Genomic DNA, 15,483 nt, shown 5'->3' on the forward strand with positions numbered 1-15,483 from the left:
CGTGCGAACGCCCTTACCATCGGCTCGCAGCCTGCCCGAGGCGAGCGAGCGCGGCACCGCGCGCCGCCCTTCGCAGATTCCGTTCCCATCGTCCGGCCGTCGCGCCGGCCGAGCCTCTGGAGAAACCCGCATGAAGCCCAGCGACCGCACTGACGATCCGGCCGGCACGCGCATGTGTCAGGTCACGCGTCATCGCGCCGGCGAAGCGCGGGACACCGACGATCGCGTGGTCGACGAGACGCCGGTTGCACTCGTGTTCAACGGCATCGCGCACACGGTGATGATGGCGACGCCGATCGACCTCGACGCGTTCGGCCTCGGCTTTGCGCTGAGCGAAGGGATCGTCGAGCGTGCGTCGGATGTCTTCGACATCGAAACCGAATGCCGGCCCGGCAGCGCCGAAGTGCGGCTCACCGTGTCGCAACAGGCGTTCATGGCGCTGAAGGCGCACCGGCGCGCGCTGGCCGGCCGCACCGGCTGCGGCGTGTGCGGAATCGAAAGCATCGCGCAGCTCGACCTGCATCCGCCGCGCATCGCGGCCGCGGGCGCGGCGGCCGGCATCGGCGCCGACGCCGTCTCGCGCGCCGCCCGCGCGTTGCCGGCGCGGCAACCGCTGATGCGCGCGACCGGCGGCATCCACGCAGCCGCATGGTGCGACCGCGACGGCACCGTGCTGGAAGTCTTCGAGGACGTCGGCCGCCACAACGCGCTCGACAAACTGATCGGCCGCCTCGCACGGCGCCGCATCGACCCGAGTGCGGGCTTCGTGTTCCTGTCCAGCCGTGCGAGCTACGAGCTCGTGCGCAAGGCGGCACGCGTCGGCATTCCGATGATCGCGACGATCTCGGCGCCGACGTCGCTCGCGATCGACGTCGCGCGTGAAGCCGGCGTGCGGTTGCTCGGCTTCTGCCGCAACGACGGCTTCGTCGAATACGTGTCACCCGACGCGCCCCCGTTACCCGAACCGACGCATGTGCAAGCCCATGCGCTCACCGCTTGATGAAACCCCTGACCGATTTCGATACCGCCCAACGGCAGTTCGCCGGCACGTTCGCGCCGACGCAAACGAGCGTTTCCATTCCGGTCGCGCAGGCGGCCGGCCACGTGCTCGCCACACCGCTCGCCGCCGTGCTCGACCAGCCGCCCGCCGACCAGAGCGCGATGGACGGCTATGCGATCCGTTACGCGGATCTCGAACGCGGCGAGCCGCTGCTGGTCGCGCAACGGTGCTATGCGGGCGACGCGCCGGCGCCGCTCGCACCGCGCACGGCCGCGCGACTCTTCACCGGCAGCCTGATTCCACCGGGCGCCGACACCGTCGTGATGCAGGAGCACGCACACGAGCAGGACGGCTGGGTGGCGTTCGACGCACCGCAGCGCAGCGGATCGCATATCCGCCGCCGCGGTGAAGAAGTACGCGCAGGCGACCCGCTGATGCCTGCCGGCGTGCGACTCGGTGCGATGCACGTCGGCGTTGCCGCCGCGCAGGGTTGCGCGCACATCGACGTGCGGCCGCCACTGCGGGTCGGCATCCTGACGACCGGCGACGAGCTCGTCCCGTGCGGCCAGTCGCGTGCGCCCCAGCAAATCTACAACAGCAATGCGCCGATGCTCGCCGCGCTGGTGTCGGCAACCGGTGCCAGCGTCGCGGCGAGCGAGCACGCCGCCGACACGCCGGCCGCCGTCGACAAGGCACTCCGCGCGATGACCGCGCGTTGCGATCTGGTCGTCTGCGTCGGCGGCGCGTCGGTCGGCGACAAGGACCTGCTGCGCCCCGTGCTGAGTGCGCTCGGCGCGTCGTTCGTCGTCGCCGGTGTGCGGATGAAACCGGGCAAGCCCGTCGCGCTCGCGCGGCTCGACGAACGGCCCGTGGTATTGCTGCCCGGCAATCCGGGCGCCGCGACGATCGCGTTCGCGCTGTTCGTCGCGCCGCTGATCCGCCGCTTGCAGGGCCGCGACGACTGCCTGCCGGTCGTGCCGTCGCTGCCGATCGATATCGACGTCGAGCCCGATGCGCAGCGCGAACGGTTCATGCGCGTGCGCCGCACCATCGACGCGAACGGTGCGCCCGTGCTCGATACGCTGCGGCAGCAAGGCGCCGGCACGCTGCAATCGCTCGTGCAGGCGAGCGGGCTCGCGCGGCTGCCGGCCGGGCGGCGCATCGCGCGCGGCGACGCGGTCCCGTATTACGAATTCGCGCAGTGGCTCGCGTGAGCATCGACACGGACACGCGCGCGCCCGCCGTTCGTGCATGCACGATCGCGAACTGTATTCCTGCATTTCGGGTGCGATTGTGTCTCTGCCGAAAAAATCCGGCGAACTATCCTCACGATGAGGCTCGTCACGACCGGTGCGCCGACACGTCGATGCACGCGCGACCAATCGGCGACGCCGCTCCATTCACTTCATGCAGGTCGACGAACCGATCATGAATGCCCTCGTTTCCGCCGCGCCGGCCGTCGCCTCATCGGGCGGCGTATCGCCCCACGCCTTCTCCCGCCCGCTCGACACGCTCGCGCGGCCGCTGCGCGATCTGCGCCTGTCCGTCATCGACCAGTGCAACTTCCGCTGCGGCTACTGCATGCCGCGCGACAGCTTCGGGCCCGACTACGCGTTCATGCCGTCGTCCGAGCGGCTGTCGTTCGCGCAGCTCGAGAAAATCGCGCGTGCGTTCGTCTCGCTCGGCGTCGAGAAGATCCGCCTCACCGGCGGCGAGCCGCTGCTGCGCCGCAATCTCGAAGCGCTGATCGAACGACTCGCGACACTGACGACGGTCGACGGCAAACCCGTCGAAATCGCACTGACGACCAACGGTTCGCTGCTTGCGGCAAAAGCTCGTTCGCTGCGCGACGCGGGGCTGTCGCGCGTGACCGTGAGCCTCGACGCGATCGACGACGCCGTGTTCCGCCGGATGACCGACACCGACGTGCCCGTCGCGCGCGTGCTGGCCGGCATCGAGGCCGCGCAGGCGGCCGGGCTCGCACCGCTGAAGGTCAACGCGGTGATCGAGCGCGGCGTGAACGACGACCAGATTCTTCCGCTCGTGCGTCACTTCCGTCATAGCGGCGTGGCCGTGCGCTTCATCGAATACATGGACGTCGGCGGCGCGAGCGCGTGGTCCGGCGACAAGGTCGTGCCGGCTGCGCAGATGCGCGAACGCATCGAGGCCAGCTATCCGCTCGTGCTCGTCGGCGAACCGGCGCACGACGCCACCGCGATCCGCTGCCGGCACATCGACGGCGCGGGCGAAGTCGGGTTCATCGCGAGCGTGTCGCACCCGTTTTGCGGCACGTGTTCGCGCGCCCGCGTGTCGGCCGATGGCCAGCTCTATACGTGCCTGTTCGCGACGCAAGGCACCGATCTTCGCTCGTGGCTCGACGAGCATGCCGCGATCGACCGCCTCGCCGACGCCGTGCGCGCGCGATGGGCGCGGCGCGACGATCGCTATTCCGAGCGGCGGGCCACGCGTGCGGCCCGGCCGTCGGGCAAGACCTATCCGACCGTGCGCATGTCGCTCGTCGGCGGCTGACGGCTGCCGTGCGAAGCGTCGCGCATCGCTTACTGGAGAATCGTCATGACGAGTTTCACCGAATCCCGCGCCGCGTCACCCGACGATCCGTCGCGTGACGTCAATCATGCGGAACCCGCCGAACCCCATGCCGAACCGCCGCCGGCGATTGTCGCCGGCTTCGAGGTGCGTGTGCAGTATGCGGCGATCGACGCGGGCGCAGAGATAGCGCCGATCATTCGCAATCCGAAGGTCGGTGCGGTCGTGAATTTCCTCGGCGTCGTGCGCAACGAAGGCGACGTCGACGATGTGATCGCGCTCGAAGTCGAGCACTACCCGACGATGACCGAGCAGGCGCTATGGAGCATCGTCGAAGAAGCCAGCGCGCGCTGGCAGCTCGAAGCGGTGAAGATCGTGCATCGGGTCGGGCACATTCCGCTCGGCCACGCAGTCGTGATCGTCGTGGTGGCTGCCGCGCATCGGGCGTCGGCGTTCGATGCGTGCGAGTTCATCATGGACTTCCTGAAGACGCATGCGCCGTTCTGGAAGAAGGAAATCCGCCACGACGGCATGGCCGGGTGGGTCGAGCCGAAGGCGCTCGACGATCAGGCGATGCGGCGCTGGGGGTGAATGTGCCCGACATGCCGTTTCGATTCCGGCGATTTCGCTCTGGATAACGCAATGAAACTGACGATCAAATACTTTGCGAGCATTCGCGAACAGCTGCACATCGACACGGAAGTCGTCGATGTCGATGCGAACGAGATCACCATCGACGCACTGCGCGGCATGCTCGCTGCGCGCGACGCGCTCAGCGGCGAAGCGCTTCGGATGGACCGGCCCGTGCGCGCGGCCGTCAATCTCGAGATGGTGACGGGCGGCTTCGTCGTGCGGGAGGACAGCGAGGTCGCGTTCTTTCCGCCGGTGACGGGCGGGTAATCCGCAGGGATCGGCGCGTCGGCGGCCGGGCATGACGAGGACGGGTTCCGGCGGGTGTCATGTCAGACCCATTCACGGAAGCATCGGATAAGCGTGGGCAACGCCTCGCCGAAGAGCGCCCCGGATCTCCACCTGGACTATTTGTTGGTATTTGACAAAATATCCAACATTAGCCAAACTTTCCGGCATCCCAAAGCAAACCATTGCCCCCGACATGCCGAAGAAGACTTCCGACCAGCAACTCCTGCTCAGTCAGATCAAACAGGTTGCCGAAGGGCTGGCACAGACCTTCGCGCCATTTACCGAGGTCGTGGTCCATGACCTGCTGGACCCCGAGCACGCGGTGCTCGCGATTCACAACAATTTGTCCGGCCGAAAAGTCGGACAGCCGGCGACCGAACTCGGGCTTGCGCGAATCATGGACCCGGCCTACGAGCAGATCATCGCCAACTATCCGAACCAGCTTGCGGATGGCCGACAGGTAAAGAGCACTTCCATCGGCATCAAGGACGCGAAGGGCGACTACATCGCCGCGCTATGCATGAACGTCGACCTCACCCTGTTCCGAGGGTTTCAGAACATGCTGAGCGGGTTCATGGCGGTCGAGGGCACCACGCCAGCCAGGGAATCGCTGGACCCTGCCAGCACCGACCTCCTTCGCACCCGTATCGACGAGTTCGCCGCACGCATGGCGTCGACACCGCGCTCGCTCAAGCCGGAGGAACGTCGCTCGCTTCTGAAGGAGCTCAAGGCGGCTGGCCTGCTCGAGGTCCGTCGCGCGATGGACACCATTGCCGTCCACCTGGGCGTCTCACGCGCAACGGTATACAGCGATGCCAAGTGACGCCGCGCTCGTCCGCGTCGACCAGCACGTCGGCGCACCATTCCCCGTTCCGGATGGCGTCATCGTGGCCGTGCGGACGCTTCCGAATTACACCGGCTGCGCGCGGGTCGCGCTGTGCGCGAACGAGGAGTCTGAAACGTGAAATCGCACTATGTCGAGCCGCTCAGCGGCGCCACGTACCCCCTGGACACGCCTCGGTGGTGTTCGGACGACGGCAGACCGCTCCTGATCTCGCCGCAGGCCGGAATTTCCCGGGATGACATCGACCGACACCTGCGCTCCCAATGGCGCTATCGCGCATCGCTCCCGGTCGAGATCGTCTCTCCCATCTCCATGGGCGAAGGTTGCACGCCGCTGGTCCAGAAGACCTGGGACGACCATCGGCCGCATTTCAAGCTGGAGTGGTTCAGCCCCACGAGCAGCTTCAAGGATCGCGGCACCACGGTGATGCTGTCGATGCTGCGGCAACAAGGTGTCACTTCCGTCCTGGAGGACAGCTCCGGCAACGGCGGCGCGTCGGTGGCGGCGTATGGCGCGGCAGGCGCCATGCGCGTGAAGATTCTGGCGCCCGCATACGCGTCACCCGCGAAAATCGCCCAGATGCGCGCCTACGGGGCCGAGGTACAACTGGTCGACGGGCCACGACAGGCGTGTGAGGACGAGGCAGTACGGCAGTCCGCGAGCATCTTCTACGCCAGCCACAATTGGCAGCCCTTCTTCCTCGAAGGGACCAAGTCGATCGGCTACGAGATCTGGGAGGACTTCAATTTCCAGGCGCCGGACAACATCGTCATGCCGGCAGGCGCGGGCAGCAACGTACTCGGCTGCTACCTGGCGTTCTCGGAACTGATGCGCGCGGGTCAGATTCATAAAATGCCCAAGCTCTTCGTTTGCCAGCCATTGAACTGCTCTCCGATCGATGCCAGCTTTCAGGCGGGCGTCACGAGTCCCGTTCCGCGTGAGGTTCGAAAGACAGTCTCCGAGGGGACGGCGATCTCGCATCCTCTGCGGCTCGCGCAAGTGGTCAATGCTGTCAGGGAGACGGGCGGCACGACCGTGGCCGTGGAAGAAGAAGCAATCGTTGCAGCGCTCAGGCGGATCGCGCGATTGGGCCTTCTGCCTGAACTGACTTCGGCGACCGCGGTAGCAGGATTCGATCGGCTTGCACGGACAGGGGCGATTCGGGCGCAAGAGGAGACCGTTGTGCTCCTGACGGGCACGGGTATCAAGAACGCCGAAGCCATCGCGGATATGTACTCGGTAACTCACGAAGATCGTGCCTAGAGGCGAACCCCAATGAAAATCGGACTCCTGAATTGCGGCGGCACGATCACGGAAGACTATCAGCCTGACGGCAAGATAAAGCGCCTATTGGCTCGCGATCTGATCGCATTGAGCGGGCAAGCAGACTGGATCGGGCATGACATCGATCCTGTCGACAGCTGCGACCTGACGTTCGCGTCGCTATGCCGGGCGCGTGACGTCATGCGGCAGGATCGAGAGAGCGACGCTTTTGTCATCTGCTGCGGCACCGACGCCATGGAAGATGTCGCCTATGCCGCCGCCCTGCTGTTCGATCGTGACCGACCGGTCGTGTTGACCGGCGCGGCGATCCCCGGCGGCAATGCCAATGCCGATGGTCCGCGCAATCTGGCGGATTCCTCGAATCTCGCACGGGTCATGCCGAAGGGCACGAGCGCCCTCGTCGCCTTCGCGGGACGGATTTTCGATCCGGTCTCGATCGTCAAGATATGGCCGCAGGCCATTCAGCCGTTCGGACCGGAAACAGCGATCCGCGGCTCGATAGACGCCGATATCGTCACGCTGTCAGGATCGGGACTCGTTGGCGAGGGTTACGCCGAACTTGATGTATCCGATCTCGGTGCCCGCGTTGCGATCGTCATGGAGACCTTCGGGTTACTCGTCGGCTTCCCGGATATCTCCGAACTCGACGGCATCGTCGTGGCAGGCAAGGGCGCAGGCGGTTTGTCCGCGCAGTCGCAGATACTTCTGAGCGAAGCCGCACGGCGCATCCCGGTGGTGCTGTCGACGCGCTGCCCTCACGGCTTCCAGGTCAATCCAGCCGTAACCAAATATGCCTATGATCACGCCCATGAGCTCGGGTTGATCACGGCGGGCTATGACGGTCTGAATGCATCGAAGGCACGCATTCGGCTCATAGCCGAGTTGGGTCGCGCAAATCGCAGCGACAAGGCAGGGCGCTGATCGGCGCCTCGTCCCCTTCCGGCCCGTTTGAGCATCTTTCTCTGTCGATCACGGTCGCGATCGCGATGCCCCGCTTGCAGCGCCCTCATGCCGAGCGCACAAGGAAAAACGCCGCCCAAGGGGGCGGCGGCCATTCCAGGATTTCAGCAAAAATCCACTCGATCGCGTGCGGGCGCGGGACTTCTCGGCTCCCGCGCCAGCCTCGCTTCCATTACATTTTCTCGACCTGGATCAGCGTCCGCTTCCCCTTCACATACTTGTAGAGTGAGATGGAGCTGTCCTTCAGGTCGCCGTGCTCGTCGAACCGGATATTGCCAATCAGGGTGTTGAGATTCGTCGAGGGCATGGCGGACAGGATACCGGCGCGCGTGATCGAGTTCGAGCGTTTCATGGCATCGACGATCACGTAGACGGCGCTGTACGCAACCGGCGAGTAGACCACCGGATCGTGACCGTACGCCGCCTTCAGTTCCTTGCCGAACTCGGCGCTGCCGGCCATTGCAGCCAGGTCGCCGCCCGCGACCGAGCACACCAGGTTGTCGGCGGCGCTGCCGGCGAGCCTGGCCAGGTCGGTGGTGCAGACACCATCACCTGCCAGAATCCTGGCGGAGACTGCAAGCTGCATGGCCTGCTTGGCGAACGGGCCGCCGGTGGCGTCCTCGCCGCCATACATGATGGCGTCGGGGCGTTCGGCCTTGATCTTGGTCAGGATGGCCTTGAAGTCGGTCGCCTTGTCGTTCGTCGCGTCGCGCGACAGCACCTGGATGCCCGCGGCCTTGGCAGTCTTCTCGAACTGGTCCGCCAGGCCTTGCCCGTATGCCGTGGCGTCGTCGACGATGGCGACCGTCTTGACCTTCTGGCTTTGAGCGTACTTGGCCAGCGCGGGGCCCTGCTGCGCGTCGGTGCCGATCACGCGGAAGGCGGTCTTGTAGCCTTGCAGCGTGTACTGCGGATTCGTCGAGCCCGGGGTGATCTGGGTGACGCCGTTGTCGCGGTAGATCTTGGACGCCGGAATCGACACGCCGGAGTTCAGGTGGCCGATCACGGCCACGACGCCGTCGTCGGCCAGCTTCTGCGCGACGTTCGTACCAATCCGGGGATCGGCCTGGTCATCCAGCGATTCGACTTCCAGGACGACCTTCTGGCCACCGATGACCAGATTGCCGGCCTTGTTGATTTGCTGGACGGCGAGCTTGGCGCCGTCGGCCGCATCCTGGCCCATGTGTGCAATGTTGCCGGTCAGCGGTTCGGCGCTGCCGATCTTCACGATCACGTCGGCGAGAGCGGCTTGACCGCAGGCCATCGCGATGCAGGCGAGAGGCAGCGCGGCGTTGCTGGGTTTGAGTTGAAATTTCATATGTTCGAGCCTCTTGTTGAGCTGGGTTGCTGTTGAAAAACGCGGACGGCGTCTCCTGTCGACGTTATGGACGTTGGCGATATTTCGAAGGCAGTTATTCGTCAGAGCAGCCCATCAACCGAGGAAGCGGATAACCCGGTTCGCAGTCCTTAGCGTGGCAATTGGCACACTGAGGTTGTCGGGGTCCTCGTGCTCCATCAGGACCTCGGTTCTAGAAAGATTATCTAGAATTAAATAAAATGTATTGTAGGGGTAAACGCGTAGTATCGACCCGACTTTCGACCACGGCCGAACCGGCGATTCCGCGCTCAAACCGCATGGCCTCGCCTCGCCTCCGCATGCTTCCCGCGATTCCCGCCCACCCTTGCCCAACGACACGCCGGCTCGGCCAACGCGAGACGAGCTACCATCCACTGCATTCGTAACGCCCAACTCTTATATAAGACATAAGACATTTGACGCCTGACCATATTGCGACTAGAATCCCGCTCAAGCAGTGAAGCAGTGTCCGGAACAGCAGCCTCGGCGTGCCTGGAAAGCCCTTCCCCTGAAACGCAATCTCAGCAGGTCCCCCCATGCTTGAAAACTTTCGTGCTCACGTGGCCGCCCGCGCCGCGCTCGGTATCCCTCCCCTGCCGCTGACGGCTCAGCAAACCGCCGAACTGGTGGAACTGCTGGCGAACCCGCCCGCCGGCGAAGAGCAGACGCTGCTCGAGCTGATCACCCACCGCGTCCCGGCCGGCGTCGACGAAGCCGCTCGCGTGAAGGCCGGCTTCCTGGCCGCCGTCGCGAAGGGCGAGACGGCCTGCCCGCTGATCTCGCGCGAACGCGCGACCGAACTCCTCGGCACGATGCTCGGCGGCTACAACATCCAGCCGCTGATCGAGCTGCTCTCCGACGACGCAGTCGCGGCCGTCGCCGCCGACGCGCTGAAGAAAACCCTGCTGATGTTCGACCAGTTCCATGACGTGAAGGAACTCGCCGACAAGGGCAACGCACACGCGAAGGCCGTGCTGCAGAGCTGGGCCGACGCCGAGTGGTTCACGAGCCGCCCGGAAGTGCCGGAAAGCCTGACCATCACCGTGTTCAAGGTCACGGGCGAAACCAACACCGACGACCTGTCGCCGGCACCGGACGCCACCACCCGCCCGGACATCCCGATGCACGCGCTGGCGATGCTGAAGAACGCACGCCCCGGCATCACGCCGGAAGAAGACGGCAAGCGCGGCCCGGTCAAGTTCATCGAGTCGCTGAAGGAAAAGGGTCACCTGGTCGCGTACGTGGGCGACGTGGTCGGCACCGGCTCCTCGCGCAAGTCGGCCACCAACTCGGTGCTGTGGTTCACCGGCGAAGACATCCCGTTCGTCCCGAACAAGCGCTTCGGCGGCGTGTGCCTCGGCGGCAAGATCGCCCCGATCTTCTACAACACGATGGAAGATGCCGGCGCGCTGCCGATCGAGCTCGACGTGTCGCAGATGGAAATGGGCGACGTGGTCGAACTGCGCCCGTACGAAGGCAAGGCGCTGAAGGACGGCAAGGTCATCGCCGAATTCCAGGTGAAGTCCGACGTGCTGTTCGACGAAGTGCGCGCCGGCGGCCGCATTCCGCTGATCATCGGCCGCGGCCTGACCGCGAAGGCGCGTGAAGCGCTGGGCCTCGCACCGTCGACGCTGTTCCGCCTGCCGCATCAGCCGGCCGACAGCGGCAAGGGTTTCTCGCTCGCGCAGAAGATGGTCGGCCGCGCGTGCGGTCTGCCGGAAGGCCAGGGCGTGCGCCCGGGCACGTACTGCGAACCGAAGATGACCTCGGTCGGCTCGCAGGACACCACGGGCCCGATGACCCGCGACGAACTGAAGGACCTGGCGTGCCTCGGCTTCTCGGCCGACCTCGTGATGCAGTCGTTCTGCCACACCGCCGCTTATCCGAAGCCGGTCGACGTGAAGACGCACCAGACGCTGCCGAACTTCATCAGCACGCGCGGCGGTATCGCGCTGCGCCCGGGCGACGGCGTGATCCACTCGTGGCTGAACCGCATGCTGCTGCCCGACACCGTCGGCACCGGCGGCGACTCGCACACGCGCTTCCCGATCGGCATCAGCTTCCCGGCAGGCTCGGGCCTGGTCGCCTTCGCAGCCGCCACCGGCACGATGCCGCTCGACATGCCGGAATCGGTGCTGGTTCGCTTCAAGGGCAAGATGCAGCCGGGCGTCACGCTGCGTGACCTCGTCAACGCGATTCCGCTGTACGCGATCAAGCAGGGCATGCTGACCGTCGCGAAGCAAGGCAAGAAGAACATCTTCTCGGGCCGCATCCTCGAGATCGAAGGCCTGCCGGATCTGAAGGTCGAGCAAGCGTTCGAACTGTCGGATGCGTCGGCCGAGCGTTCGGCTGCCGGTTGCACGGTGCATCTCAACAAGGAACCGATCATCGAGTACCTGAACAGCAACGTCACGCTGCTCAAGTGGATGATCGCGCAGGGCTATCAGGATCCGCGCAGCCTGCAGCGCCGGATCGCGGCGATGGAGCAGTGGCTGGCCGACCCGCAACTGCTGTTGCCGGATGCCGACGCCGAATACGCGGCGGTCATCGAGATCGACCTCGCCGACATCCACGAGCCGATCGTCGCATGCCCGAACGACCCGGACGACGTGAAGACGCTGTCGGACGTCGCAGGCGCTGCGATCGACGAAGTGTTCATCGGCTCGTGCATGACGAACATCGGTCACTTCCGTGCCGCGTCGAAGCTGCTGGAAGGCAAGCGCGACATTCCGGTCAAGCTGTGGGTCGCGCCGCCGACCAAGATGGACCAGAAGCAGCTGACGGAAGAAGGCCACTACGGCGTGTTCGGCACGGCCGGCGCACGCACCGAAATGCCGGGCTGCTCGCTGTGCATGGGTAACCAGGCACAGGTGCGCGAAGGCGCGACGGTGATGTCGACGTCGACCCGCAACTTCCCGAACCGCCTGGGCAAGAACACGAACGTGTATCTCGGCTCGGCGGAACTGGCGGCGATCTGCTCGCGTCTCGGCAAGATCCCGACCAAGGAAGAGTACATGGCCGACATGGGCGTGCTCACCGCGAACGGCGACAAGATCTACCAGTACATGAACTTCGACCAGATCGAAGACTTCAAGGAAGTCGCCGACACCGTGCAGGTCTAAGCAGGCTGTCGCGCTGCGGCGGATCGTATCCGTCGTGGCGACACACAATGGCGCCGCAGGCTGAATGCCTGCGGCGCTTTTTTATGTCGCCGGCCGCGCGCAACGAGCCGGCTTACGCATCAAGCCATCTTCCTCAGCCAGTCGAGCAGACTCGACTGCGCACTGCCGGCCGTCACGGGCTCCGGCGTCAACAGACAGTAGTGCGAACCGTCCTCGATGAAGCCCATCGGCGCGGCCAGCACACCGCTTTCGAGATCGTCGCGAACGAGATGCCACGGGCCGATCGCGACACCGAGCCCCGCGACGGCCGCCTGGAGGCTGAAATAGAAATGATCGAACGTCTGCCCGCGCCCGCTTCCGCTTCCCGGCGACTGCCGCGCGGCCGTCGCCCACTCCGTCCATGCGTGCGGGCGTGTGCGCGTATGCAGTCGCGGCGCACCGCGCTTCAGCGCGTGGCCATTCCGACCGTCGGCAAACCACGTCGCCACTTTGTCGGGCCGGCACACCGGCCCCACCCTCTCCGCGAACAGTCTCTCCGCGTGATAGCCGGCCGGCCACGCAAAATCGTTGCGCCGGATCGCCATGTCGATGCCGTTGTCGAAGGAGAACGGGCCGCCCGCCGCCGCGAGATGGATATCGACGCCCGCATGAGTCGCCTGGAAGTCCGGCCAGCGCGGAATCAGCCAGCGCATCAGCAACGTGGGCTCGCACGACAGCATCCAGCGCTGCGCACGGGCCGCGTCGGCCCGCAACTCGTTTGCGGCCTGTTTCATCAAATGCAGGCCGTCGTGGACGGCCCGCGCCAGCTTGCGCCCCGCATCGGTCAGGAACACACGACGGCTGCGCCGCTCGAACAACGCCACACCCAGCTCGTCCTCGAGCAGACGCACCGCGCGACTGACGGCGCCGTGCGTCAGATGCAATTCGTCGGCCGCCCGGCTGAAATGCTCATGGCGCGCCGCCGCCTCGAAGCAGCGCAGCGCCATCAACGACGGCATACTGGCACGCATCTCATGTGAGTCAGGCTCACCATTCTGGTCAGAAATCATCGTTTTTCCTGGCGAATCATGGTCCGTAATATTCGCTCATCACGACGAAAATCAAAAGGACGATGCAATGACCGAATGGATAGTCGTAGTCACCATCACTTTACTGGCCGTCATCAGCCCCGGGCCGGATTTCGCGATGGTCACCCGCAACAGCCTGATGCTGTCGCGCCGCGCAGGCTTGCTCACCGCGTGCGGAATCGGACTCGGCGTGACGATTCACGTCAGCTACACGCTGCTCGGCGTCGGTCTGCTGGTCCGCCAGTCGCTGTGGCTCTTCAATGCGGTGAAGCTCGTCGGCGCGCTGTATCTCATCTACCTCGGCGCGAAGATGCTCGCGGCCAAACCCGAGGACGGCCGCCCCGCGACTGCGGCGGCGCCGCTGTCGGATCTCGCCGCGCTCCGCACCGGCTTTCTGACGAATGCGCTGAATCCGAAAACCACCGTGTTTATCGTCAGCCTGTTCATGCAGGCGGTCCGCCCCGACACGCCGTTGATCGTGCAGATCGGCTACGGCGCGTTCATCGCGCTGGCCCATGCGGGCTGGTTCAGTCTCGTGGCGCTGTGTTTCTCCGCCGACGCCGTCCGCGATCGCTTGTTGTCGTTGCGTCACTGGATCGACCGCACGTTCGGCGCACTGCTCGTCGGCTTCGGCGTGATGCTGGCCATTGCGCGTGGCGGTCGCTGAGCGATGCGTTGCCGGCCGGCATCGGTCCGGCGGCAACGCCCCGCTCATCCCGTCGCTATCCTTGCTTCACCGCATGCACGACGCCGCGAGCTTGCCGACCGCAATCACCGCCTGCTCGATCTCCGGCGACCACGGGCTGCTGTAGTTCAGCCGGATGAAGTTCCGGTAGTTGTCGGTGATCGAAAACATGTAGCCGGGCCCGATCGTGATCCCCTGCTCCAGCGCGAGCTGGTACAGCCGCATCGCATCGACCTGCGCCGGCAGCTCGACCCACAGCACGTAGCCGCCCGCCGGGCTCGAAATGCGCGTGCCCTCCGGAAAGAACCGCGACACCATCGCGCGCATCAGGTTCGCCTGCTGCGCATACGCCTTGCGCAAGCGCCGCAGGTGATGCTCGTAACCGTCGCGTTCGAGAAATTCGGCGATCGCGAGCTGCGGCAGCGACGGCGTCGCCAGCGTGTTCAGGAACTTCAGCTTCTCGACCTGATCGCGATAGCGGCCCGGCAACGCCCAGCCGATCCGGTAAGCCGCCGTCAGGCTCTTCGAGAACGATGCGCAGTGCAGCACGATGCCGTTACGGTCCTGGGACTTCAGCGTGCTCGGATGCGACTCGCCGAAATACAGTTCGTTATACACACCGTTTTCGATGATCGGCATGTCGACGCGCGTCGCGAATTCCACCAGTTCCCGCTTGCGCTCGTCGGGCATCTGAAAGCCCAACGGGTTCTGGAAGTTCGGCATCACCATGCATGCGGCGATCGGCTGCGATTTCGCGATCGCGGCCAACGCCGCGATGTCGATCCCGTATTCCGGATGCGTCGCGACTTCGATCGCCTTCATCCCCATCCGCTCGATCGCGTGCAGCATCGCGTAGAACGTCGGCGATTCCACCGCGATCGTGTCGCCCGGTTTCGCGACCGCCTGCAGGCACAGGTTCATCGCCTCCGTCGCGCCGACCGTCACGATGATCTCGTTCGGATCGACCGACATCCCGTTTTCGAGGTAACGACGCGCGATCTGCCGGATCAGGCGCGGATGGCCGGGCGGCAGCCCGTCGGTCACGCCCCACAGCGCCTTGTCGCGGCCGGCCGCATACGCGTAGCGGTTCAGCTTCTCGAACGGGAACAGGCTCGGGTCCGGATACGGCGAGCCGAGCGGCACCGCGTCGTCCGTGCCGATCGAGCGCAGCGTCGACAGCACGAGCCGGCTCATGTCGACCGACGTCGAGATCGCGATCGGCTTCGACGGCCGCAGCTCGCGCACCGGCGCGTGGTTGTCGTCGCGCCGCAGGTTCACGAAGTAGCCCGACTGCGGGCGGCTTTCCAGCAGCCCGCGGCTTTCGAGCAGCAGGTACGCATGCAGCACGGTCGTGATGCTGATCCGGTGCTGCTGGCTTGCCTGCCGCACCGACGGAATCCGGTCGCCGTGCCGGTACACGCCCTGGCGGATCAGGCGCTCGATATCGTCCGCGAGTTTTTCGTAGAGCTTCATCGCGCGCTCCCTGCCGGCCTGCGCATGCGCGCCGCCGCCCCGTGCGCGTCCGATGCGCGCGTGGTCTGCCCGCAGACCGGGCTGTCGTATCGCCTGATTGCTCCCTCCGGTTTTGCCTTTTCCATCGCAGTGGCTCGCTTATAAAGATGCGCCGAGAGGCCCGTGATGACTGGGCCGGCGGCACTGTGCACTTGATGGATGGAGCTTATAAGCAGAACAGTTC

Annotated in this window: 13 protein-coding genes; 10 read left to right on the forward strand and 3 right to left on the reverse strand. The window is 65.5% G+C overall.

The genetic code is table 11. From position 1 onward, the window contains the following. The first annotated feature begins 130 nt into the window (after positions 1 to 130). The 8 genes from fdhD to C7H84_RS27965 all read left to right on the forward strand — a co-directional run bounded on the left by fdhD (position 131) and on the right by C7H84_RS27965 (position 7,517). On the forward strand, positions 131 to 1,000 hold the full coding sequence (fdhD, locus tag C7H84_RS27925; RefSeq protein WP_121861799.1) for a formate dehydrogenase accessory sulfurtransferase FdhD: 870 nt from the start codon (positions 131 to 133) through the stop codon (positions 998 to 1,000). Further along, positions 1,000 to 2,214 (forward strand): gephyrin-like molybdotransferase Glp, encoded by a 1,215-nt coding sequence (gene glp, locus C7H84_RS27930; protein ID WP_121861800.1) that lies wholly within the window; start codon positions 1,000 to 1,002, stop codon positions 2,212 to 2,214. The genes fdhD and glp overlap by 1 nt, the downstream gene beginning before the upstream one ends. A gap of 193 nt (positions 2,215 to 2,407) precedes the next feature. After that, positions 2,408 to 3,529 (forward strand): GTP 3',8-cyclase MoaA, encoded by a 1,122-nt coding sequence (moaA, locus tag C7H84_RS27940; protein ID WP_121861801.1) that lies wholly within the window; start codon positions 2,408 to 2,410, stop codon positions 3,527 to 3,529. A 45-nt stretch (positions 3,530 to 3,574) separates the two neighbouring features. Further along, complete coding sequence (locus C7H84_RS27945) at positions 3,575 to 4,138, forward strand: molybdenum cofactor biosynthesis protein MoaE (RefSeq protein WP_121861802.1); 564 nt, start codon at positions 3,575 to 3,577, stop codon at positions 4,136 to 4,138. Positions 4,139 to 4,189: 51 nt separating this feature from the next. Next, positions 4,190 to 4,447, forward strand: a complete 258-nt coding sequence (locus tag C7H84_RS27950; protein WP_121861803.1) for a MoaD/ThiS family protein — start codon at positions 4,190 to 4,192, stop codon at positions 4,445 to 4,447. Between the two features lie 214 nt (positions 4,448 to 4,661). Next, a complete protein-coding gene (locus tag C7H84_RS27955) occupies positions 4,662 to 5,291 on the forward strand; it encodes a PAS domain-containing protein (protein WP_121861804.1) in 630 nt (209 codons plus the stop codon). 138 nt (positions 5,292 to 5,429) lie between these two features. Further along, positions 5,430 to 6,575, forward strand: a complete 1,146-nt coding sequence (locus C7H84_RS27960) for a threonine synthase (RefSeq protein WP_121861805.1) — start codon at positions 5,430 to 5,432, stop codon at positions 6,573 to 6,575. Positions 6,576 to 6,587: 12 nt separating this feature from the next. Next, on the forward strand, positions 6,588 to 7,517 hold the full coding sequence (locus C7H84_RS27965) for an asparaginase domain-containing protein (protein ID WP_121861806.1): 930 nt from the start codon (positions 6,588 to 6,590) through the stop codon (positions 7,515 to 7,517). A 211-nt stretch (positions 7,518 to 7,728) separates the two neighbouring features. Here C7H84_RS27965 and C7H84_RS27970 read toward each other — a convergent pair whose 3' ends face one another. Further along, positions 7,729 to 8,820, reverse strand: coding sequence for a branched-chain amino acid ABC transporter substrate-binding protein (locus C7H84_RS27970; protein ID WP_240462115.1), 1,092 nt, complete (start codon positions 8,818 to 8,820; stop codon positions 7,729 to 7,731). A gap of 629 nt (positions 8,821 to 9,449) precedes the next feature. Between C7H84_RS27970 and acnB the strand changes: the two genes are divergently transcribed. Next, positions 9,450 to 12,035: a bifunctional aconitate hydratase 2/2-methylisocitrate dehydratase gene (gene acnB, locus C7H84_RS27975; protein ID WP_121861808.1), complete on the forward strand. Its 2,586-nt coding sequence runs from the start codon at positions 9,450 to 9,452 to the stop codon at positions 12,033 to 12,035. A 119-nt stretch (positions 12,036 to 12,154) separates the two neighbouring features. Here acnB and C7H84_RS27980 read toward each other — a convergent pair whose 3' ends face one another. Next, complete coding sequence (locus C7H84_RS27980; protein ID WP_121861809.1) at positions 12,155 to 13,084, reverse strand: LysR family transcriptional regulator; 930 nt, start codon at positions 13,082 to 13,084, stop codon at positions 12,155 to 12,157. A 67-nt stretch (positions 13,085 to 13,151) separates the two neighbouring features. Here C7H84_RS27980 and C7H84_RS27985 point away from each other — a divergent pair, with 67 nt between their 5' ends. Continuing rightward, entirely contained in the window at positions 13,152 to 13,769 is a 618-nt protein-coding gene (locus tag C7H84_RS27985) for a LysE family transporter (RefSeq protein WP_121861810.1), read from the forward strand. A 66-nt stretch (positions 13,770 to 13,835) separates the two neighbouring features. On the opposite strand, the gene C7H84_RS27990 is transcribed toward C7H84_RS27985, so the two are convergent. Then, positions 13,836 to 15,260: a PLP-dependent aminotransferase family protein gene (locus C7H84_RS27990; RefSeq protein ID WP_121861811.1), complete on the reverse strand. Its 1,425-nt coding sequence runs from the start codon at positions 15,258 to 15,260 to the stop codon at positions 13,836 to 13,838. Positions 15,261 to 15,483: the final 223 nt, after the last annotated feature.

Origin of the sequence: Burkholderia sp. Nafp2/4-1b (assembly GCF_003635165.1) — a bacterium.
Classification (GTDB): Bacteria; Pseudomonadota; Gammaproteobacteria; order Burkholderiales; family Burkholderiaceae; genus Burkholderia.